Annotated in this window: 20 protein-coding genes; 8 read left to right on the top strand and 12 right to left on the bottom strand. The window is 64.5% G+C overall.

The features are described from left to right. Position 1 precedes the first annotated feature (1 nt). Complete coding sequence (locus tag BO996_RS24420; protein ID WP_012207010.1) at positions 2 to 256, bottom strand: hypothetical protein; 255 nt, start codon at positions 254 to 256, stop codon at positions 2 to 4. A 95-nt stretch (positions 257 to 351) separates the two neighbouring features. On the opposite strand from BO996_RS24420, the gene BO996_RS24415 reads away from it, so the two are divergent. Beyond that, positions 352 to 813: a molybdenum cofactor biosynthesis protein MoaE gene (locus BO996_RS24415; protein ID WP_013801036.1), complete on the top strand. Its 462-nt coding sequence runs from the start codon at positions 352 to 354 to the stop codon at positions 811 to 813. A 12-nt stretch (positions 814 to 825) separates the two neighbouring features. Here the strand turns inward: BO996_RS24415 and BO996_RS24410 are convergent, their stop codons facing one another. Next, positions 826 to 1,752 carry a DMT family transporter gene (locus tag BO996_RS24410; protein ID WP_013801037.1) on the bottom strand — a complete coding sequence of 309 codons (927 nt, stop codon included), beginning with the start codon at positions 1,750 to 1,752 and terminating at the stop codon, positions 826 to 828. A 68-nt stretch (positions 1,753 to 1,820) separates the two neighbouring features. Between BO996_RS24410 and BO996_RS24405 the strand changes: the two genes are divergently transcribed. From BO996_RS24405 to BO996_RS24380, 6 genes are all read left to right on the top strand, one after another. Then, entirely contained in the window at positions 1,821 to 2,729 is a 909-nt protein-coding gene (locus BO996_RS24405) for an AraC family transcriptional regulator (RefSeq protein WP_071956619.1), read from the top strand. A 133-nt stretch (positions 2,730 to 2,862) separates the two neighbouring features. Beyond that, positions 2,863 to 5,475: an ATP-dependent chaperone ClpB gene (gene clpB / locus BO996_RS24400; RefSeq protein WP_034396613.1), complete on the top strand. Its 2,613-nt coding sequence runs from the start codon at positions 2,863 to 2,865 to the stop codon at positions 5,473 to 5,475. A gap of 30 nt (positions 5,476 to 5,505) precedes the next feature. Further along, positions 5,506 to 5,859 (top strand): hypothetical protein, encoded by a 354-nt coding sequence (locus tag BO996_RS24395; RefSeq protein WP_012207005.1) that lies wholly within the window; start codon positions 5,506 to 5,508, stop codon positions 5,857 to 5,859. A 190-nt stretch (positions 5,860 to 6,049) separates the two neighbouring features. Continuing rightward, positions 6,050 to 7,486, top strand: coding sequence for a coniferyl aldehyde dehydrogenase (locus tag BO996_RS24390; RefSeq protein ID WP_232240417.1), 1,437 nt, complete (start codon positions 6,050 to 6,052; stop codon positions 7,484 to 7,486). 257 nt (positions 7,487 to 7,743) lie between these two features. Then, a complete protein-coding gene (locus BO996_RS24385) occupies positions 7,744 to 8,265 on the top strand; it encodes a GNAT family N-acetyltransferase (RefSeq protein ID WP_013801040.1) in 522 nt (173 codons plus the stop codon). Between the two features lie 45 nt (positions 8,266 to 8,310). Then, positions 8,311 to 9,522, top strand: coding sequence for a N5-glutamine methyltransferase family protein (locus BO996_RS24380; protein ID WP_071956617.1), 1,212 nt, complete (start codon positions 8,311 to 8,313; stop codon positions 9,520 to 9,522). Between the two features lie 29 nt (positions 9,523 to 9,551). On the opposite strand, the gene BO996_RS24375 is transcribed toward BO996_RS24380, so the two are convergent. Then, positions 9,552 to 10,082 carry a hypothetical protein gene (locus tag BO996_RS24375; protein ID WP_071956616.1) on the bottom strand — a complete coding sequence of 177 codons (531 nt, stop codon included), beginning with the start codon at positions 10,080 to 10,082 and terminating at the stop codon, positions 9,552 to 9,554. A gap of 225 nt (positions 10,083 to 10,307) precedes the next feature. Between BO996_RS24375 and BO996_RS24370 the strand changes: the two genes are divergently transcribed. Next, positions 10,308 to 11,297 (top strand): tRNA dihydrouridine synthase, encoded by a 990-nt coding sequence (locus BO996_RS24370; protein ID WP_071956615.1) that lies wholly within the window; start codon positions 10,308 to 10,310, stop codon positions 11,295 to 11,297. Positions 11,298 to 11,310: 13 nt separating this feature from the next. Here the strand turns inward: BO996_RS24370 and BO996_RS24365 are convergent, their stop codons facing one another. The 9 genes from BO996_RS24365 to BO996_RS24325 form a co-directional block, all read right to left on the bottom strand. Then, positions 11,311 to 13,125, bottom strand: coding sequence for a phospholipase D family protein (locus BO996_RS24365; protein WP_071956614.1), 1,815 nt, complete (start codon positions 13,123 to 13,125; stop codon positions 11,311 to 11,313). An 83-nt stretch (positions 13,126 to 13,208) separates the two neighbouring features. Next, complete coding sequence (gene ribD, locus BO996_RS24360) at positions 13,209 to 14,327, bottom strand: bifunctional diaminohydroxyphosphoribosylaminopyrimidine deaminase/5-amino-6-(5-phosphoribosylamino)uracil reductase RibD (protein ID WP_083571194.1); 1,119 nt, start codon at positions 14,325 to 14,327, stop codon at positions 13,209 to 13,211. Positions 14,328 to 14,351: 24 nt separating this feature from the next. Beyond that, positions 14,352 to 14,774, bottom strand: coding sequence for a type IV pilin protein (locus BO996_RS24355; RefSeq protein ID WP_071956613.1), 423 nt, complete (start codon positions 14,772 to 14,774; stop codon positions 14,352 to 14,354). Positions 14,775 to 14,815: 41 nt separating this feature from the next. Continuing rightward, positions 14,816 to 18,439, bottom strand: a complete 3,624-nt coding sequence (locus BO996_RS24350; protein ID WP_071956612.1) for a pilus assembly protein — start codon at positions 18,437 to 18,439, stop codon at positions 14,816 to 14,818. A 78-nt stretch (positions 18,440 to 18,517) separates the two neighbouring features. Then, positions 18,518 to 19,264, bottom strand: a complete 747-nt coding sequence (locus tag BO996_RS24345; protein WP_071957205.1) for a pilus assembly PilX family protein — start codon at positions 19,262 to 19,264, stop codon at positions 18,518 to 18,520. Positions 19,265 to 19,284: 20 nt separating this feature from the next. After that, positions 19,285 to 20,205, bottom strand: a complete 921-nt coding sequence (locus tag BO996_RS24340; protein WP_083571193.1) for a PilW family protein — start codon at positions 20,203 to 20,205, stop codon at positions 19,285 to 19,287. A gap of 2 nt (positions 20,206 to 20,207) precedes the next feature. After that, positions 20,208 to 20,882, bottom strand: coding sequence for a type IV pilus modification protein PilV (gene pilV, locus BO996_RS24335; RefSeq protein ID WP_071957204.1), 675 nt, complete (start codon positions 20,880 to 20,882; stop codon positions 20,208 to 20,210). A 20-nt stretch (positions 20,883 to 20,902) separates the two neighbouring features. Further along, positions 20,903 to 21,394: a GspH/FimT family pseudopilin gene (locus tag BO996_RS24330; protein ID WP_071956610.1), complete on the bottom strand. Its 492-nt coding sequence runs from the start codon at positions 21,392 to 21,394 to the stop codon at positions 20,903 to 20,905. Positions 21,395 to 21,655: 261 nt separating this feature from the next. After that, positions 21,656 to 22,081: a type IV pilin protein gene (locus BO996_RS24325; RefSeq protein WP_083571191.1), complete on the bottom strand. Its 426-nt coding sequence runs from the start codon at positions 22,079 to 22,081 to the stop codon at positions 21,656 to 21,658.

Below are 22,081 nucleotides of genomic sequence, written 5' to 3'. Positions count from 1 at the left end.
CTCAATCGGGTTCAAACAGGCGCTCGAAGCGTGCAAGGTCTTCGGCCAGCTCGCAGCTCACGAGCTGGCCCATCTTGCCGTCGGCCAGGCGGTGGGCTGCGAACAGCGTGGCCTTGCCGCGAAAGTTGTAGTCGGGCAGATGGATGATGGTGTAGGGATGGGACACGAACAGCTGATGCTCGTAGACCACGCGCTGCTCGTTGCGCGGCGACGGGTAGAGCGTGTATTCGGGGGTGGTGATCGTGAGTGTGGCCATGCATGGCCCGCTGCAGCAAAAGGCCGGCGGCGGGGGAGGGCAATGCTACCGCGTTCATCACACCCTGGTGCGCCGCCGCCTGCGACAATGCGGGCATGCAAGCAGCCCGTGTATCCATCCAGACCGAGGATTTCGACGTATCGGCCGAACTCGCCGCCCTGCGCGGTGGCGACGCGCGCGTGGGCGCGGTCTGCAGCTTCATCGGCACGGTGCGTGACCGCAACGAGGGCGCCGCCGTGGCCAGCATGGAGCTGGAGCACTACCCGGGCATGACCGAGAAATCCATCGAGGCCATCATCGACGAGGCGGTCCAGCGCTTCGGCATCCATGGCGCGCGCGTCATCCACCGCATCGGTCCGCTGCAGCCCATGGAACAGATCGTGCTCGTGGCCGTCACCGCCTCGCACCGGGGCATGGCCTTCCAGGCCTGCGAATACATCATGGACTACCTCAAGTCGCTGGCGCCTTTCTGGAAGAAGGAACAGACGCCCGAGGGCGCGCGCTGGGTGGATGCGCGCGTCAGCGACGAAGAGGCGCTGGCGCGCTGGCGCCAGTGAAGCGGCGGGGCTTCAGGCCTTGAGCGCAGCACCCCGCAACCATTGCGGCGGGCGGAACACCAGCAGGTTTCCGAGCATCACCAGCAGCAGCCCGCCCACGGCCAGCGGCGTCCAGACATAGCCCTCGAACAGGGCCGAGATGCTGAGCGCAACAATGGGGAACAGCACCGTCGCATAGGCCGCCTTCTCTGGGCCCAGCCGGCCCACCAGGGTCAGGTAGGCCGTGAACGCAATCACCGAGCCTGGAATGGCCAGGTACAGCCAGGAGCCCACATAGGTGCAGCTGGCATCGAAGCGCCAGGGCAGGCCTGCCACCAGCGCATAGCCGGTCAGCAGCAGCGTGCCGGCCAGCATGCCCCAGGCATTGGTCTGTGCGGGCCGCCAGCCCATGGACTGCAGCGACGCAGACAGCATGTTCCCGCAGGAAAAGCACAGCGTGCCCAGCACCGCCCAGGCCAGGCCAGGCAGGCTGGCATGCCGGCCTGCGCGCAGCTCGGGCCAGAACAGCGCCACCAGGCCTGCAAGGCCAAAGAGGCTGCCGGCCAGCACATGGGGAGCCAGCCTGCGGCCGTGGATGATGCGCGCCAGCAGCGCGTTCCAGAGATTGGCGCTGGAGAACACCACGGCGGCCAGGCCGCTGGCCAGCGTCTCGCTGGCATGCATGAAGCACACGAAGTTGAAGCTGAACAGGCACAGGCCCTGCGCCAGCACGCGCGGCAGCGCCGGGCCGCGGGGCACGCGCAGCTGCCGCGACCAGGCCAGCCAGGCGAACATCAGCACGGCGGCCAGCGCAAAGCGGTAGGCAATGGACAGCTCCACGGGCACGGCGCCCAGCTGCAGCTTCAGGGCGATCCAGGTCGAACCCCAGATCAGCACGACCAGGGCATAGAGGGTGGCAGTCATGGCCGGTGATGATGGCGCCGCAGGCTGGGCGGGCATGGCAGATTCCTGCGGTTTGATGGCCTGGCGCCATGCGTCGGTATGGCTGCGGGACCACAATCGCTGCCATGACGCCCACGCCGCTGCCCGAGCTGCCCTCCAGCCACCTGTGCCAGGTGCTGTCACGCTCCAAGGCCCGGCTGCAGCGGCGCGTGCGCCTGAGCGAAGGGGTGGAGCTGGCCGTCTGGGCCAATGTGGACGACGAGGTGCGCTACTGCCAGCCCGGTCACCACACGCTGTCGGTCTACCTGGCCGGGGGCGAGGGCTCGCAGCTCAAGGCGCGGCCCGAGGCCATGGGGGCGCCGGGGCGCATCTGCATCTTCACGCCAGAGGACGAATCGCACTGGCTGGTGCGCTCGCCCGTGCAGTTCCTGCACCTGTATGTGTCCGACCTGGCCTGGGCGGGGCGCGTGGTCCGCATGCTGGATGCCGAGCCCCGCTCGCGCACCTTGCGTGCGCAGATCTACGGGGATGATCAGGCCTTCCACGCCGGTGCCCGTGCGCTGATGCAGCTGGACTGGCAGGACCCGCAGCAGCAACTGGCGGCCGATGCCATTGGTCAGCAACTGGTGGATCGGCTGGTGCTGCAGTCCGCCACGCCGCGCCAGCTGCAGGCGCTGCAGCGGCCGCTGGGCGGGCTTTCTGCGGCCATGCGGCGCAGGGTGTTGGCCCATGTCGAGGCGCATCTGCATGACTCCAAGGCCGTGTCGCTGCCGGCACTGGCGAGACAGGCCTGCCTCTCCGAATTCCATTTCGCACGCATGTTCCGCCAGAGCATGGGCTGCACGGTGCACGAATGGGTGCTGCAGCAGCGCCTGGCCCAGGCACGGCGCGCCCTTTCTGCGCGCAACGTGCCGCCGTTGGCCGAGCTGGCGCTGGATTGCGGCTTTTCCAGCGCCAGCCACCTGGTGCGCAGCTTCCGGGCGCATTTGGGCGTTACGCCTACGCAGTTCTCGATCTTTCAGCGCAATGCTTGAGAAGGATGGCCGGTCTCGCCGGCCTTGATCTGGCGCAAGCGTCTGCCCTTGCAGGCCGGGCATGGCTTGAAATTTGCCCTGCCGGTATCAGATAAATCGCAATGACCCTGTTTCAGGAGCGAAAAGAAACACCATGCGAATCGACAAACTGACAACCAAGTTCCAGGAAGCCCTGGCCGACGCGCAAACGCTGGCCCTGGGCGGTGACCAATCCAATATCGAACCCCTGCACCTGCTCGTGGCGCTGCTGCGCCAGGACGATGGTCCGCGCTCGCTCTTGCAGCGCGCCGGCGCCAACGTGGGCCAGCTGCAGGCCGCGGCCGAGAAGGCCCTGGCCGATCTGCCGCGCGTGCAGCACCAGGACCAGGTGCAGGTCGGCTCCGAGCTGGGCCGGCTGCTGCAGGCGACCGAGAAGGAAGCCCTCAAGCGCGGCGACCAGTTCATTGCCAGCGAGCTGTTCCTGCTGGCGCTGACCGACAGCAGCGGCTCCTCCACGCGCGCAGGCCAACTGCTCAAGGAAAGCGGCGTGACGCGCTCCAGCCTGGAGTCGGCCATCAACGCCGTGCGCGGCGGCCAGACCATGGACAGCGCCGAAGGCGAAGGCCAGCGCGAGGCCCTCAAGAAATACACCATGGACCTGACCGAGCGCGCGCGCATCGGCAAGCTCGATCCGGTGATCGGGCGTGACGACGAAATCCGCCGCTCCATCCAGGTGCTGCAGCGCCGCAGCAAGAACAACCCCGTGCTGATCGGCGAGCCCGGCGTGGGCAAGACCGCCATCGTCGAGGGCCTGGCCCAGCGCATCGTGGCCGGCGAGGTGCCCGAAAGCCTCAAGAACAAGCGCGTGTTGTCGCTGGACATGGCGGGCCTGCTGGCCGGCGCCAAATACCGTGGCGACTTCGAGGAACGCCTGAAGTCCGTGCTCAAGGAAGTGGCCCAGGAAGAGGGCCGCATCATCCTGTTCATCGACGAGATCCACACCATGGTCGGTGCCGGCAAGGCCGATGGCGCCATGGACGCGGGCAACATGCTCAAGCCGGCCCTGGCGCGCGGCGAGCTGCACTGCATCGGCGCGACCACGCTCGATGAATACCGCAAGTACATCGAAAAGGATGCGGCGCTGGAGCGGCGCTTCCAGAAGGTGCTGGTCGAAGAGCCTTCCGTGGAGGACACCATCGCCATCCTGCGCGGCCTGCAGGTACGCTACGAGGCCCACCACGGCGTGGACATCACCGACCCGGCCATCGTGGCTGCGGCCGAACTGAGCCACCGCTACATCACCGACCGCTTCCTGCCCGACAAGGCCATCGACCTGATCGACGAGGCGGCGGCCAAGATCAAGATCGAGATCGACTCCAAGCCCGAGGTCATGGACAAGCTCGAGCGCCGCATGATCCAGCTCAAGATCGAGCGCGAGGCCATGAAGAAGGAAAAGGACGAGGCCTCGCAAAAGCGCCTGCAACTGATCGAGGAGGAACTCGGCAGCCTGGAGCGCGAGTACGCCGACCTGGAAGAGGTCTGGAAGAGCGAGAAGGCCAGCGCCCAGGGCTCCGAGCAGATCCGCAAGGAGATCGACCAGATCCGCATCCAGATCGAGGAGCTCAAGCGCAAGGGCGACTTCAACAAGGTGGCCGAGCTGCAGTACGGCAAGCTGCCCTCGCTGGAAAAGCAGCTCAACGAAGCCCAGGCCAACGAGCAGGGGCAGGGCGGCGCGCCCGCCCACAGGCTGCTGCGCACCCATGTCGGCGCCGAGGAAATTGCCGAAGTGGTCAGCCGTGCCACCGGCATTCCCGTGGCCAAGATGATGCAGGGCGAGAAGGACAAGCTGCTGCGCATGGAAGACCGGCTGCATGACCGCGTCGTCGGCCAGGACGAGGCCATCTCGGCCGTGGCCAATGCCATTCGCCGCTCGCGCTCGGGCCTGTCCGATCCCAACCGGCCCACCGGCTCCTTCCTGTTCCTGGGCCCCACGGGCGTGGGCAAGACCGAGCTGTGCAAGGCGCTGGCCGGCTTCCTGTTCGACAGCGAAGACCATCTGGTGCGCATCGACATGAGCGAGTTCATGGAAAAGCATTCCGTGGCCCGCCTGATTGGCGCGCCGCCGGGCTACGTGGGCTACGAGGAAGGCGGTTACCTGACCGAGGCCGTGCGCCGCAAGCCCTACAGCGTGTTGCTGCTCGATGAGGTGGAAAAGGCCCACCCCGACGTGTTCAACGTGCTGCTGCAGGTGCTGGACGATGGTCGCCTGACCGATGGCCAGGGCCGCACCGTGGACTTCAAGAACACGGTCATCGTGATGACGAGCAACATAGGCTCTTTGCTGATCCAGGCCATGGTCGGCGAGGATTACGATGATGTGAAAGATGCGGTCTGGGGGGAACTCAAGAACCATTTCCGACCCGAATTCCTCAACCGCATCGACGAAACCGTGGTCTTCCACGCGCTCGACGCGAAGAATATCGAGTCGATCGCAAGGATTCAGCTCAAGCTGCTGGAGCGTCGTTTGGAGAAAATGGACCTTGCGCTGCAGGTGTCCGACCAGGCACTGGCCGAACTGGCCAAGGTGGGCTTCGATCCCGTTTTCGGGGCCCGGCCGCTCAAGCGCGCGATTCAGCAGCGGATCGAGAATCCGCTGTCGAAACTGCTGCTCGAAGGGCGCTTCCCGCCCAAGAGCACGATTGCGGTACATGTGGACCCGGTACAGGAGCCGGGCGTATTCCGGTTCGATGCGGCAGACCCCGCCTGACGCACCGGGCCAGCCAAGAAAGGCTTTGCTTTGAACGATTTTGTCGCCACCCTGACCCGCTGGGCCGTTCGCATCCTGCTGATGCTTGTGGGCCTGGTCTTCTTTGTCAGCCTGCTGACCGCCGCGGCGCTGCTGGCCCTGGTCTGGGCCGTGAGAGCGCTGTGGGCCAGGCTCACCGGCCAGCCGGTGATGCCCTGGGCCATGCGCATGAGCCCGCGGGCGGGCTGGCAGACTGTGTACCGCTCCGGCTCCGAGTGGATGGCACAGCGTCCGCAGCGCGCCTATGGCGCTGCCGAGGGCGGTGGTCGCCGCGCCGGTGCCGGCGTACTGCCGGGTGCGGGCGAGGTGACCGACGTTCAGCCCCGTGAAGTGCGCGAGCCCTGAAGCGTCTTGCTGCAGCCTTTACGCGGCCTGCGCATCTTCGTGCCCAGGCCGCGCGTGGCGGCCCGTATAGTCTGAAACCCTCGGGAGCCCGTGCAAGGCTCCCTTTTTTTTCCTGCCGCTGCATGCCAACATGTGCCGCGCCGCATCCTTGGAATGCGGCGCATGCAAGTGTCTTCTTACCATTGAGCCTATGACCCAGCTGGATCTCCACCGCGTCTTCGACCTTCAGTACCAGGCCAGCCGGGCGCAGGTGGACGTGCCCCTGCTGGTACGCCGCGAACGCCTGCTGCGCATGCAAAAGCTGCTGGACGAGCACGGCCCCGTGCTGGCTGCCGCCGTGCAGGCCGACTTCGGCATGCGCTCGCCACGGCTGACCGAGATGGTGGAGCTGTTCGTGCTGCGCAACCTGCTTAAGCACACGCTGCGCCATCTGGCGCGCTGGTCGGGGCGCCAGCGGGTGCGAACGCCGCTGATGCTCATGCCCGGCCGGGGCTGGATAGAGCGCCAGCCGCTGGGCGTGGTGGGGGTGATTTCCCCGTGGAACTATCCGGTGCAGCTGGCGCTGGGGCCGGCCATCACGGCCCTGGCGGCGGGCAACCGCGTCATGCTCAAGCCCAGCGAACTCACGCCGCACACATCGGCCCAGCTGGCGGCGCTGGTGGGGCAGTTTTTCGCGCCCGAGGAATTCGCCGTCATCGAAGGCGATGTGAGCATTGCCACGCAGTTCTCGGGCTTGCACTTCGACCATCTGCTGTTCACCGGCTCGACTGCCGTGGGCCGGCGCGTGGCCCAGGCGGCGGCGGCGCACCTGACGCCGACGACGCTGGAGCTCGGTGGTAAGTCGCCCTGCATCATCTCCACCGACTGCGACCTGAAGGAGGCCGCGCTCAAGATCGCGCATGGCAAGCTCGTCAACGCGGGCCAGACCTGCATCGCCCCCGACTACGTGCTGCTGCCGCGCGGGCAGGAGGCGGAGTTTGCCGAGGCCTTCCGCACCGCGGCACGGCAGCTGTTCCCGCGCTTTGCCGGCAATCCGGACTATGCGGCCATCCTCACCAAGCGCCACCTGGCGCGCCTGCGGCAGATGCTGCGCCAGGCCCAGGGCATGGGGGCGCATGTCGAATGGATGGAGGACGGCGGAGCCGGCCAGGAGAGCGCCGACATGGCCTGGGGCGATGCCGTGGAGCGCCAGATGGCGCCGGCCCTGGTCTTCAATGCCACCAGCCAGATGCAGCTCATGCAGGAGGAGATCTTCGGCCCCATCCTGCCCGTGATCAGCTACGACAGGCTGGATGACGTGGTCTCGGCCATCAATGCGGGGCCCAGGCCGCTGGCGCTGTACTGGTTCGGCCGCGATGAGAAAGTGCGTGATGCCGTGCTGTCACGCACCATCAGCGGCGGGGTGACGGTCAACGACACCCTGCTGCACTTCGCCCATGAGAACCTGCCCTTCGGCGGCGTGGGCGACAGCGGCTGGGGTGCCTACCATTCGGAGCAGGGCTTTGCACGGCTGAGCCATCAGAAGGCGGTGTTCGTGCAGTCGCGCTGGTCGGGGGCTTCGATGCTGTATCCGCCCTATGGCGCAAGGTTCGACCGCATCATGGAGTTGATGCGCCGCTGGCTGTGAGCGAGGGGGTGATTTCTCACCGTTGCCGGGCTTGCCTGCATCGTGAGAAATTGTCAACTGATTCCTTGCCAAGCCTTGTGTCGCATGAACCAGCTGCTCTTTTTTGGAGAGCACATAGCACATCCCAATGCCGAGGGCAAGAAAACGAGCACAGCCGTACTTGCGTGCATGGCTAAGAGCCGCAACGCACGCAAAAAGCGCGATTCCTGTGAAAATCACGCCCTTCTATTTTCACCTGTTTTCGTTTCGGTTTTTCCATGTCTAGTATCCAGGTTCGTCCAGCCACTCTCCGCGATGCAAAAGCGATTGCCCAGATCCATACTGCTTCCGCCATGGAGGCTTATCGCGGTCTGGTTCCCGATGACCAGCTCAAGAGCATGTCGTCGGTAGAAAAACGCCAGGCCTATTGGCGCGAAGCCATCGAATTTTGCGAACCCCAGGTTCAGGTTGCCATCGACGGCGACAAGATCGTCGGCTTCGTCGGTTTCGACCGCTCGCGCGATGAAAAGTCGCGCCAGACCACCGGTGAAATTTGGGCCATCTATGCCTCTCCCACGCACTGGAATCAGGGTGTGGGCGTGGCCCTGTGGGACGCCGCACGCGACGGCCTGCTTGAAGAAGGCTGCACCAATGTCACCTCGTGGGTGCCGCTGCGCAATGAACGCGCGCTGCGCTTCCATGAGCTCGCCGGCTTCAAGCGCGAAATGTCCACCGCCAAGACGGCCCAGGTTGGCGCTCTCAAGATCGAGGAAGTGCGGCTCAAGCGCGCACTGAACTGATCGATTCGCCAAACCATCCACCCATCACTCACGGAGCAGCAGGCCTTGTCCTCTTCCCAGAACTGGTCCCTGCTGCAGTGGCAGGAGCACGAGGCCACCCAGGTTGCCCTGTGGCGCGCGGACAGCACCATGACCGCACCGCGCCGCATCGTCATCGCTGACGACAGCCTGGCCGCCGACAGCGCCTACCGCCTGGCCTGCGAAGGCCAGGCCATGCTGTGGCGCGGCGATTTCCAGAATGCCCGGCAGTTGCTGTCGGCCCTGGGCCGCCGCCTCGACAAACCCGCACGTGAGACTTCCGCCAAGGCGCGCCATCGCCGCGCCGGCAAGGAAGACGCCAAGCCGGTCTTTCCCCACGCCTTCCACCTGCACCGCCAGGCACTGGCGCAGCGTGCGCGCATCCTGTCCAGCGTGATGATCGAGCTCGATACCCGCTGGCACTGCGCCCTGCGCCGCGCACCGGACTGGAGCGAAGCCTGTCGCGAAGCCTGGGGCGAGATTCCCGCCGACCAGGGTGCTCAAAGCGTGATCGTTCCCCTGCGTGAACTGCTGGGTGCCCTGGGCGCACATGAGTGGCGCAAGAAGGGCGTGGCCCTGGCCGTGCCGGGCATGCCGGAGTTCAGCATTCACCCGCACTACGGCGTGTTCTCCCCGGTGCGCGGCGAGTACCTGGATCTGGTGGCCCAGGCGCCCCTGCCTGCCGCAGCCCAGCAGGCCGATGCCGCGGTCTGGGATATCGGCACGGGCACGGGTGTGCTTTCCGCTCTCTTGCTGCACCGTGGCGTGCGGCAGGTGGTGGCCACTGATCTGAGCGACCGGGCACTGGCCTGCGCGCAGGACAACCTGCAGCGGCTGGGTCTGGCGCAGCGCGTGAGCCTGCGCAAGGCGGACCTGTTCCCTGAAGGCCGGGCCGCCTTGGTGGTCTGCAATCCGCCGTGGCTGCCGGGCAAGGCCAGTTCCTTGCTGGAGCAGGCCGTCTATGACGAAGGCAGCCGCATGCTGCGCGGTTTTGTCGAGGACCTTGCTGCACATCTGCTGCCGGGCGGCGAAGGCTGGCTGATCCTGTCGGATCTGGCCGAGCACCTGCAGTTGCGCTCGCGCGAGGAACTGCTGGGCTGGATCGATGCCGCAGGCCTCCAGGTCCTGGGCCGCGAGGACATCCGCCCGCGCCATGGAAAGGCTGCGGACTCCACCGATCCGCTGCACGCGGCACGCGCCGCCGAGCTCACCTCGCTGTGGCGCCTGGCGCCGCGCTGATCGCGCGCGCGTCCACCCTTCGATTCCGTCTAGGCGCCCTGTGCCGTCGCTGCCTCCTGGGGCAGCAGATGCCGCAGGCGCTCGCGCAGGGCATCGGCGCGCTCGTCGCCCGCATGTTCCTGCACGGTCTGCAGCAACTGCAGGGCGGCGGCCTGCAGTGCCTCAAGATCGCGCGCCTCGCGCAGCAGATGGCGCAGCACCTGGGCCTTGTCCTCATGGCGGTTGGCAAACATGCGCTCGCACATATCGAACAGGTACATGCGTGTGCCGGCAAGATTCAGCGTGGCAGCGGGGCCGGGCGGGGTGGATTCCTTCGCAGCGGCCGGTGCCATGGAAGGGGCCTGGGGCGATGACGCGGCGGCTTGGCCAGTCAGGCGCTGCAGGTGGCCGCTGGCGATCAGTTGCTCGATCAGTTCGCCGGCCTGTGCGCCCAGGACCTGCTGCAACTGCTCCTCGGTGCGGCCATCGGCCATCAGCAGCACCGAGCGCTCGCGCAGCGGCAGGCTGCGGCGGCCGGGCTGCAGCTCTTCAAGGGCCTTGGCAGTTTTTTGCAGCAGCATGGTGGGGGCAGGGAGTCTGACAAGCCCCGATTGCACGTTACATGAATGACCGTGGCGTGAAGAAGCCATGACAACTGGTCCACCCGGTGTTCTGCGGCAAGCGCACAATCGCCTGCCATCGCATGGGCGGGCGCTGATTTCCAGAGGCTGGCGGCCGATGCCGGTCTCAGAAATATTGTTTGATCTGTAACAGGAAGACGGGGCGCAGGCCCCGCGACATAGGTGATGAGACTGTTGCTGGCGCCCATGGAGGGCTTGCTTGATTTCGTGCTGCGCGATGTGCTCACGCGCGTGGGCGGCGCAGACCGCTGTGTCTCGGAGTTCATCCGCGTCACGGGGACCGTGCTGCCCGACAAGGTGTTCCTGCGCACCATGCCGGAGCTCAACAACGGCAGCCGGACGCTGACAGGTGTCCCTGTGCGTGCGCAGCTGCTGGGCTCGGACCCGGACAGCATGGCGGCCAATGCGGCCAATCTGGCGCGCCTGGGTCCGGAAGGCATCGACCTGAACTTCGGCTGCCCCGCCAAGGTGGTCAACCGCCATGGCGGCGGTGCTGCGCTGCTGCAGGACCCTGAGCAGATCGCGCGCGTGGTGGGGGCCGTGCGTGCTGCCGTGCCGGCGGCCATGCCTGTGTCGGCCAAGATGCGCCTGGGTTTCAACGACACGGCCCTGATGACCGAATGCGCCCAGGCCATGCAGGCCGGTGGCGCCTGCGAGATCGTCGTCCACGCCCGCACCAAGCTCGACGGCTACCGTCCGCCTGCCTACTGGGACATGATCCCGCGCATCTGCGAGTCCGTGACCGTGCCCGTGGTGGCCAATGGCGAGATCTGGACGGTGGAGGATGCGCTGCGCTGCCGCGAGCAATCGGGCTGCGGCGATCTGATGCTGGGCCGGGGAATCGTTGCCGACCCAGGCCTGGCGCTGGCCATTCGCGCTGCCGTGGAAGGCGGGCAGGCACCGGTGGAACAGCTTGCAGCACAGGTGGTCTGGAGCGATCTGGTCCCGCAGGTGCAGCGTTTCTGGGACATGGTCTGCGAGGATCTGGAGCCGCGCCAGCGCGCAGGCCGCCTCAAGCAATGGCTGAACCTGCTGCGCCGCCGCTTTCCCGAAGCCGAGCAGGCCTATCAGGAAGTGCGCACGCAGACTGACCAGCGCGAGATCACGCTGTGGGTACAAGCGCTGGCGCGGCGCCAGGAGTGGGCCGGGCTTTAGCGCGATCGGCCGGTCACAGCAGATGGTCGGGCGCCAGCGGGCCAATGAGCTTGAGCATCAGGCGCAGACCCCAGCTGGCATCGGGCTCGCTGTGCTCGTCACCGCGCTCACTGTCTTCCGAAGCCCGCCACACCAGCTCGCCATCCTTGTCGAGCTCGACGCGCCAGCTGCCATCCTGCAGGCCCTCGTCAATGCTTTGCGTGGCCAGGCGGCCGAACTCGCGGCTGGCGATGAGCAGGGCAATCTCGGTGTTCTGCAACTGGGAGCGCAGATCCAGGTTCATCGAGCCGACTGCCACCAGATGCCCGTCCACCACCAGCAGCTTGGAGTGAAGCATCGCACGTGAGGCGCCTGTCGAGCCGGAAGGACCGCCACCGCCCGTGCTACCCGAGCCGAATGCAGAGCGGACGCTGGCCGCCGTGCTGCGCATCTCGTAGAGTTCAACGCCCATCTCCAGCAGTGCCTTGCGGTGGCGCGCGTAGCCGGCATGGGCCAAAGGTGCATCGTTGGAGGCCAGCGAATTGGTCAGGATGCGCACGCGCACTCCGCGTTGCCGCGCGCCACGAAACGCCTCCATCATGTCCGGGCCTGGCACGAAGTAGGGAGAGACCACCAGCAGATCGCGCCGGGTCTTGCGCACCAAGGCCAGCAGACCATCGACCACCGAATCGGCCTCCAGCACCGGACGCGCCGCCTGGCGCAGGGCGCCAGCCGGCTGGCCCATGGGCAGCGTGCCGGCAGGCCTGGCCTGCGGGCTGTGCGGAGCGGGGCTGGCCTGTGCGGACGCATCCGTGCCAGCGCCTGTGCCGGAGCCTGGGCCGTCATCCCTGTCCAGCGGAATCTTGGCGGGCTCATCCACCAGCACGGCGGCCGATGCCCAGGTCCAGCGAGCTTTGCGCAAATCCATGGGATGCTGGTCCCAGATGATCCGGCGCTGCTCGGCCGTCTGGTCATCTGCCTTTGCCTCCTTCGGGGGAACGGCAGGCGTGGGGTCCTCCTCCTGCGCCTGGTCATCATCGCCCGCAAAGCGCTCGCGCAACTGCTTGAGTTCCTTGAGGCTGATCAGCGACTGGACGGGATAGGCGCGCTGGTTGTTCCAATAGCTGTCGAAGCTGCGTGACAGGTCGTTGACCACCGGCCCCGCCGCCAGCACGTCGAGGTCCACGAAATTGCTGGCGCTGTCCGCATCGAAATACGCATCGCCCAGATTGCGTCCCCCAATCACGCCCATGGCGTTGTCGGCGATGAACAGCTTGTTGTGCATGCGCTGCTGGGCCCGCTGGAAATCCGTCAGCAGCGTATAGGCCCGGCCCAGCGCCGAGCTGCGCGCGCCCGCCAGGGGGTTGAACATGCGCATCTCGATACCCGGCACAAAGGCCAGGCGCATGACCTGCGCATTCGCGCCCGTGCTGTGAAAATCGTCCAGCAGCACGCGCACGCGCACGCCACGCCGGGCTGCCTCAACCACGCCGCGCAGCAGGCGCTGCGTGCTCTCGTCGGCATGGATGGCGTAGTACTGCAGGTCCAGCGTCTGCTGCGCTCCCTCGACCAGTGCCAGCCGGGCGCCATAGGCGGCCTGGGCGCCGGACAGGAGGGTGAAGGCGGAGGTTTGAGGCTTGACGCTGGCAGGCCGCAATTGCTGAGCCAAAGACCCCAATGGCGTGCTTTGCGGGGCTTCCAAGGCTGCAGTGACGGGGCGATCGACCTGGGAGGGCAAGCTGCTTGCGCAGCCGCAGACCACGGCGGACACCAGCAGGACAAGCGTGGTCCGCAGGCCTCGAAACAGGCTGGTGGATGGAAGGGGCTGTAAGTTGCGAGCGCCGGACATGATTGGAAGATTTGGCCCAAGGATCGGTCAATCGGGTGTCGGACGGCTGCGCCAGCCGGTGGTCCAGGAAGCCGCTGTTCGCGTCAGAAGCTGGCGCGGTCCACAACGCGGGCCACAACGCGCAGATCTGGCCCGATGCGGTGCACATCATGCAGTGCCAATGCAAGGGCCTCGGACAGCGCGTCCAGCGGCCCGAAACTGGCGATGCCCATGCCACCCGTGCCCAGCAGCTTGGGGGCCAGGTACAGCAGCAGCTCATCGACCAGCCCCTCGCGTACCAGCGAGCCATTGAGCTTGAAGCCGGCTTCCACATGCAGCTCGTTCGTGCCGCGCGCCGCCAGGTCACGCAGCATGGCGCACAGGTCCACCTTGCCGTGCGCGTTGGGCATGGGAATGACGGTCGCGCCCAGGTCCTGCAGTGCACTGGTTTTCGATGCATCCCGGCTGCTGGTGTAGATCAGGCAGCCGGCCGGGGCCTGGAGTACCTGGGCGGTGAGCGGCATGTCCAGCCGGCTGTCCACAACAGCGATGCGCGGCTGGCGCGACGTAGCCACATCCCGCACGTTCAGGCGCGGGTCATCTTCCAGCACCGTGCCTATGCCCGTCAGTACGGTGCATGCCCTCGCACGCCAGGCGTGGCCATCGGCGCGTGCCTCGGGGGATGTGATCCATTGGCTGGTGCCGTTGTGCAACGCGGTCGCCCCGTCAAGGGAACTGGCCGCCTTCATGCGCACCCACGGTATGCCGCGCAGCATGCGGCTGAAGAAGCCGATGTTCAGCTCCCGGGACTCGTCTGCACCCGGCCCCACCACCACATCCACGCCTGCCGCGCGTAGGCGCGCGAAGCCCTGGCCGGCGACCTGGGGATTGGGGTCCGTCAGTGCGCCTACCACCTTGGCAACGCCAGCGGCGATCAGGGCATCGCAGCAGGGACCCGTACGGCCCTGGTGCGAGCAAGGTTCCAGCGTCACATAGGCGGTAGCTCCGCGCACATCCTCGCCTCGGGCCACGGCATCGCGCAGTGCCATCACTTCGGCATGTGGGCCGCCAGCCTGCTGAGTGAACCCTTGGCCGACGACTCTGCCATCAGGTGCCGCCAGCACGCAGCCCACGCGCGGATTGGGCGAGGAAAGAAAAAGCGCCTGGGCGGCGAGCCCAAGCGCTTGGTGCATGTGTCGAGGGGAATCTGCCATGGCCAGCATGGTAAGGCAGCTTGGCTGTGTGTCTTACTTGCCCCAGCAATCGGCTTTGAATGCCGAGTCCGACGAGACCTTTCCATCGGCGCCGCGCAGCCCGGTGTTGCTCAGCGTATAGGTTCCGCATTTGTCACCTGTCTGCGGGCCACGGGGCACTGCCGTCAAGGTGTAGCTTGCATTGCTATTGTTTGCTGCGAATCCGATGGTGTAGCGCTTGCTGTTGTCGCCTGCCCAGGTGAGGGTGGTCGGCAGTGCAGTGGGATAGACGCCTGTGGCGGTAGAAGCCCTTTCCAACCACTGCTGGGCCTGCAGCAGCCCCGCACGGGCATCGGCCCTGTGTCCGCGGCGTATGTACTCGGAGTAGCTGGGTATGGCAATGGCCGTGAGGATGCCGACGACCGCCACCACGATCATCATCTCGATTAAGGTGAAGCCTTGGTTCTTGCGTTTCATATATGGCTGCTCAACTGGGACGAAAGATAACATCCGCAAGCCTACTTGATGTGGCGCCAACTGGGGCGCAGGGATTCTTCAGGCATGGGTGCGAGCTTCTCCTTCTCGTTTTTCGAATCAATGTCGATATTTATCTTGCTGCTGGAGAGCACGGTATGCGATCCCTTGCTGACCTGTGCGCGCGAGACACCGCCATCATTGACATTGAAAAAGCCATCTTTGTTCTTGTCCACGATCTGCACGGTCGGCCGCTTGCCGTCCATGATGTTGATCAGCGTTCGGTACTGGCGCTCCTCATCCACGGAAGTGGACTCGCAGCTTTCCACGCTGAGATCCACGTTCGAACCTTTGGCCGGCACCTGCGTGTACATCGTCAGGATGTTGCTTCCGTCATAGAACTCCATTGGCTTGAGCAGGCGTTCCCCAATGGCGGGCATGTCCATGAACCAGCCGTTGTAGTTTGCCCAGGTTTCCTTCTTGAGTTCGTTTTCCGCATTCCTTGCATCCACCGTACCGTATTCGCCGTTGCCGAGTTCGCTGATTTTCTGTTCGGCCAGCTTGGCATTGGCTACGCCTTCGCCCAAGGCCAACGGTGAAGGCACGCAGGTGGTTGCTGACGGCGCGCAGACCCCGTCGCCAGGGTGCACCTCCAGGCGCTTGCCTTTGGCGGTGTCGATGATGCGGTAGCGTGTGTTGTCAAGAACTGAGTAAAGGCTTTGCACCTGTACGCTGTTGGGATCGTCCTGGGTGACGTTGCGGCCCGTGCCGAACGCGATCATCATGCCGGTTACGGGGACCGTCTTGGCATTTGTTCCCGTGCCTATCGTCATGGTGCGGTCATTGGTGCGCACCGTAGGTGCGACCGTGATGGGCTGTACATTGGTGCGTGCGGACGAGTTCAGTGCGGTCGGCCCCTTTGCCGTGAATAAGGGCTGACCTCTGAAGGCCACGTTCCAGTTGGAATCGTTGATGCTGGTCACATCGAACTTCCAGAGATTGCCCAGGTTGTCTCCGGCATAGATGACGTCGGGTCGGCCATCGCCGTCGATGTCCACCAGGCGCGGGGCCGACAGGCCGTTGTCTGCCGCCTTGCCTGTGCCAGCCGTTTCCGTGGTGACGGGGATACGCACCAATTCCTGTGCGCCATCCAGATACTGGACCAGCAGCACGGGGCGTTGATTGGCACTGTTGTAGCCATTGCCCATCACCACGGCCCAGCGGTTGTTGTTCATGCGTGTGATCTGTGTGGTGCGCATGGGGTCGTTTTCGTCGAGCACGGGGCGGGCGGTAATATGGCCGATATCCCTGTCCTCTTCCACAGCTTTCAGGCATGCGGCCTTCTCGGACACGCCTATACCCGTTCTTGCACAGTCAAGCACCGTCTCCCCAGCGCCGCGGGTACGGTCGAGTTTCACCAGTTGCGAGGCATTGGCTTCGGTGAAGCCCAGAGCGCCATCCGTAGTGCTGGCTGAGTTTGGATTGGTGACATCCAGCACGAAATAGCCCTTGCCTCCGGCGCCAAGGGCTCCCACCAGCAGCGTACGCCATTTGGCCGTGTAGTTGATCGCATAGTTGGGATCGTCGGTCGCCTGGATGCCAGTGCCCAGGTCCACATCGCCAGTCATTGGCGAGCCATCCACGAAGTATTTGTGCGTGCTGTTGTAATCGGGAGATGTCAGCAGCTTGAGGTTGGGAATCACGCCGCGGGGGACATAGGCAATTTTCTCGCTGCCGTCGGCGGCCGAAAAACCGTGCAGCATGCCATCGTTGCCGCCCACATAGATCATGGCGGGGCGATCGGCATTGTTGCGTGTGAATTCGGCATAGCCGGTCAGGGCGTAGCTGCTCGAAGGCTTGCCGAGATACCACACCACGGAATTGATTATGTCGCCCTGGCGGCTCTTGCGTTCGCGGAATGGTTGGGATGGGGTGTAGCCATTGTTGTCGGAGCCTTCCAGGCTGCGGTCGCCCCGGATGAAGTTGAGCCGGTTCTGTCCGTTCGTTGCCACGGTGACACTGGTGTCGCTGGGGTTGAGCCCCAGCATTGCCTTTTGCGCCGTGCTCAGATTGGCCTCATCGTTGGCCCATTTGAAGGACGCGCCTCCTTTGTATTTGGTGGTGTCCCATTTGTCGCTCCAGCTCAGGATCAGACGGCTGGCCACGCTGGTCAGCGCATCGAGCTTGTCTGCCGTATTTTTTCCGCCCCATCCGGGAGCAGAAACCGTCGTGCCATCCTTTTGCACGGTCTCTGCCGTCACGAAGCCCTTCCAGGCGTTTTGCGGCTCATAGGCACCGGTGAATTTGCCGACATCGTTGCGTGAGGTGTTGGAGCCACTGGTGGCAGTGGATGTCAGGTCGGGTTCGGTCTGCGTGTTGATCTGACCAAAGATCTCACGGAAGGCCTTTTCCAGATCCTCGCCTTTTTCCACGGCATAGAAGCGTCCGCGACCATTGAGTGCCGCATGCCACAGATCCAGGGCATTGCGCGACTCCGTGCTGGCGGTCAGGTCAGGCCAGCCGATGGCGCCGTTGGCCAAGCCTGGGAAACTTCCGTCGTAGCCAAACGGTACCATTTGTGTCGGACGCGTGATGGATGAATAGCTCCATTCGAACGCCATCTTGCTGAAGCCGATGGTGTAGGTCACCATATGGGGCCAGGTGGCCGGGTTGTAGCGTGGATTCCAATAGCGATCCAGTGTGGCAGAGGTGCCGCTGGCACTGGTGAAGGTTTCGGTGGAGGATGCCTTGCGGTAGTCGGCGGTAGGCTGCATGGTCCCTGTCAACCCCGAAGTCTGCAGCGGATTGGCCCAGCTGTAGAACGCCCAGTCGGCCAAGGTCGTACCTTTGGATTCGTCACGGTAGAGGGCGGACTTCTTTTGGTCCGCTGTGCTGCCGCCGTACACCATGTTGTCGTTGAACTTCAGGTTGGTCGCATTGTCTCTCCAATTCGTATTGGGGACACTGGTAGCTGTGCCATTCCAGCGGCCATCGGTCATCATGATGTGGTAGTTGCGTCGGCAGGCAAGGTAAGGCGCGCCGGTATTGCCTGGATCGCTGGCCCACGGCCCGTCCTTGCTGACTGCGCGGCGCATGTAACTGTCCGCCTGACTGAACATCAGGTGCGACGGTGTGCCGTTGTTGGGGCTCAGGTTGTTGATGAAGGAGATGAAGTTCGTGCGATGCGAGCCTTGCAGCGGGCGCATAGAGTTCGTATTCATCTGGACGGCGCTTCTGCCACTGCCGCTGTCCACATTGCCGGCATCGGAAGAGCGACCGTTGTTCCACATGGCCTGCCAGGCCAACCGAATTTTCTTGTCGGGCAGCAGCGTGGTGTCTCGGAAGATGCCGCCGGATCCATTGTTTCCGATGAGTGCGTACTTGAGTACGTTGACACGGCGGCTGCTCATGGGCCAAGTACCATCCGAGTTGGGTGTGGTCTGGTTGCTCGCGCCGCTGGTGCTTTCGCTGTCGAGCCGGAAATTCATACTTCCCGAATCGTCAATGGAGATGATGACGTTGGGTGAAACGTAAGGTTCCTTGGTGCCGGGTGGCGACTGCGAAAGATCCAGCGCCATGGCGCCTTGCGGCAGCAGCGCGGCTGCCGCGGCCAGCGAAAGCAAAGTCCGGGGGAAGGTGTGCAGCGAAACGGGGGGCTTGCATTTCATGGCGCTTGCTCCTCTTGGTGTCAATATGGTGGATGTGGAAGGGTTTGCAGGCCTTGGCGGATGGCAGGGCGTGGGGGCCTAGTTCTTGCGTTTTTGCTGTGCGTAGGTCTGCTGCAGGACCACCATGGTGTTCGGCTTGCGCCCATAGGCCAGCGCCGTGACGCGATACACCACGAAGGGCTTGAGGTTCAGCGGCAGCAGGTTGTGCGGGCCGCCCATGATGAGGCTAGAGTTCTTGTTGTCCTGGTAGGGAAGAACCTCCATCCAGTACCAACCTCCCCGATTGGTGCTGCCTGTGTCCGTCAGGATAGGGTTGGCGGGCTCGGAACTGGAGCCTTTCGCTGCGCCCGTGTACTGGCCATAGCGCGCACCGACCGTACTGGCCGTCATCTGTGCCAACGTGGGCCCCTGAGATTCGTCCGAGTTGTTCCAGAAATCCTGCTTGCCCGTGCGCTTGGCGCAAAGGCCATTGCGGCATCGGGTCGGCTGTGCTTCCAGTTGGCCCAGCAAAGGAGTGACGTCCTGTGCCTCCAGAGGAATCTTGTCTGCGGTCGTCTTGCGGCAGACATCGCCGCTGCCGCTGCATTCCGCGCCGTTGGACTGTTCGCCGCGTATATCCAACTCGGCATCCTGCAGCAGTGCCTGGGCGGCCTCATAGGCGCGCTGGTAATCGGCATCGTTGCCGACCACCATCTCATTGAACAGCGAGGTGCGGGTGGCCCACAATGCCAGGAGCATAGAGAGCATGACGAACACGAGGACGACGAACAGCGCCACGCCACGCTGCCGGCGGTACATTGGATAGAGTTGCATGCGCAGGTGCATGGAGGAGTTGGCAAAAAAGGTCACAGCACGGTCCCGACCAGCCCTTGGCTGCGGAGCTGGTAGACACTGCGGAACGTCAGGTGCATGCGTCGGGTCCGAGGGGCGGCCAGCGCCGTCATGTCGACGGCCGTACCGTTGCAGTTCACATAGGTGCTTCCGGCGGGCATTTCCACGGGCTCGTTGCCATAGATCTCCAGGCATATCTCTACCGCCTGTACCTTGCCCCAGTTGTCCACGTTCGTGGCGGCCACATACTGGATCTTGGGTTTGCCCAAGGTCGTGTTGTCCTGCAACGAGTAGCGCACCTGGAAGCTGGCGACGTTTTGCGCCAGGGTCTGAGGGGTTGACCCGTTACCCTGGCATTGGAGTTGGCTGCCACTGAGCTGGAACACACTTTCCACGCGCTGATCGGTGCTGGCATTGGCCGGGCCTCCCAGGCAATTGCGCGCCAGCGATTGCTCGTCGGCACTGCTGTAGACAGGCTCCTTGTAGCGGCGATAGCCCACCGAGAGTGTGGTCGGGCTGGCTGTGCCCAGAATGGCATTGGTGACCGGATCGAAGGTATTTCCCTTGTTCACTGACTCCGCCTTGGTCTCGAATGCCACCGGAGCGGCGGAACTGTTGGCCGCGATCGCGCTAGTCGGGTTGAGGTTGAGATACAGAGAGCCGGACTGGCGCAGCTGTAGGCCGATGACGCGTAAGGCGTAGGCGGCCTGCTGCTGCAGGCCGCTGGCATCGCTCACCGTGCCGGAGACGCCGCGCGACACCATCAGTGCCGCCATGGACACAGCCACGACCAGCAGGCCTATGGCAATGCCCACCATCAATTCAATCAGGGTAACGCCGCGTTGCGCCATGGCGCGCCGAGGGCCTGCAAGCATAGGCTTAGCACTTAGTGCGCCGGGCCGCGGGGTTTTAAAGAACTGGATTCGTGTGGCCATGGTTAGGCTCCCGGGCAGTAGAACTGGACTGGATTGCCTAGAGGTTGGTAAGGCGCGCAGCGGGCAGCTATGGGGATGTATTGCAGATGGCAGGTGAATCCATCCGGGCAGGTGGCGGCTGTGCCTGCCCCGGAACTGAGGGTGCCGTCGGCTGCCCGCACCTGGGTGGCGTCTATGTTGTCCTTGTAGGTTTTCTTGTCGGCTGCATTGGCAATGTCCCGCTCGTTTTCACGCCAGCCGACCATAACGCCCAGTTGCCGACGATTCGTGGCGGAAGTATCTGCTGGTGCAATGAACACATTGGCCCGGCCCAGCGGAAGTGTGTCTCTGACGGACTGCTTCCATGAGCCGATGTCATAGGTGGACAGCAGATCCTGAGTACACGCAGTGTTGCGGCAGTCGCCGGGCGAAGGGCTACTGGAGAAGTCGGAAACGTAAGCGTCAAGACTGGCCAATGCGTTGGGGTTGACCCTCATCCGCTCGCTCAGGTCTTCTATCAGTCGAATGGCCTGCGCGCGGCGCAGGGTGGTTTGCGTATCGGTCAGCGTACGCATCTGTGTGCCTAGAATGCCAAGAATGCCCAGGGCAGCCACCACGATGGCCACCAGGGACTCGACCAAAGTGATGCCGCCCTGTCGGCGGTGCGGGGTTGGCCGGGTGTGTTTCGGCTGGTTCATGGAATGGTCTCGGGTTGAGTTCAGGGGCATGCCTCGCTGCCCTTTGCTTGAACGATTCGTCCGCCCGTGCCTGCACACAGGCGGATCGCGCTCTTGTCGCTGACATCTTTGCCTTTGGGGACGATGACGAACTCCATCGCCATGGCTGTGGCGTCTGCGCCACCGCTAGTCAGCATGCCCCAGCGGTCCACGGCAATGCTGCCCGTGAGGTTGGTCAGGCTGACTTCTACGCGGTTGGGCGCAGGGCTTTGCTGTATCACGGTGCCGCCGCTGGTTACTACGCGCCAGCCGCAGTCCCAGGAGGTGTTGCCGACGGTGCTGGTGCAGCCATTGCCGCTGGCTAGTTTGTCGATGAGAACGTTGCCACCGCGCTTGATGGCCTCAGAGCGCGCAAGGTAGATCGTCGCTTGCAGGTCCTCAACCACCCCGCGCGCGCGCCAGCGTTCGACGATCAAGGTGAAGCTGGGCACGGCAAGCGCTGTGAGTATGGCCAGGATGGCTACCACCATCATCAGTTCCAGGGTGGTGAACCCTCTGGCGCCCTGGTTGGGAGACCTGACTCGTGGTGGCCGTCGCGGAGACAATGCATGCATACCCGGATGCTAGGCATTGTGTCCAGAGGCTGGCGAAGGAGCCGGATGAATGGATGCAACCTCGGGATGAGTGGCTGGTGGAACTGCCTGGTGGTTCCCGCATCACGAGGGTGCATGGGGCCCGTTGATCGCAATGGACCCTGGATGATTGCCTGGGAAACAGGGCAAGTATGCGCAGGGTTATCTGCCCCAGCATTCAGCGGCTGTGGTGCTGGATGCCACATTCGCTCCACTGCGCTCTCCGGTATGGGTCAGTGTGAAATCGCCGCATCGGTCGTTGAGCTGGGAGCCACGGCGCGTGGCGATCAGGGTGTAAGTGTCGTCGTCGTGGCCGCTGGTTGCCAAAAAGTCGATGGTGTAGCGCTTGCTGGAGTCGCGGGCCCAGGTCAGATCGACGGGGAGCTTGGTGGGGTAGACCCCGTTGGCCGTGGCTGCGCGCTCCAGCCATTGCTGGGCCTGAAGCAGGCCGGCGCGGGCATCGGCGCGGTGGACTCCGCGAATGTATTCGTTGTAGCTGGGCACGGCGACGGTGCCGAGGATGACTATGACGGCTACGACGATCATGAGTTCTATGAGTGTGAAGCCCGGGGGAGGAGGGTGGCGCAT

It is taken from the genome of Delftia sp. HK171 (assembly GCF_001886655.1).
In the GTDB taxonomy this organism is placed as follows: Bacteria; Pseudomonadota; Gammaproteobacteria; order Burkholderiales; family Burkholderiaceae_C; genus Comamonas; species Comamonas acidovorans.
The sequence above is the reverse complement of the archived record's forward strand: the minus strand, read 5'-3'. Positions and strand labels throughout refer to the sequence as shown.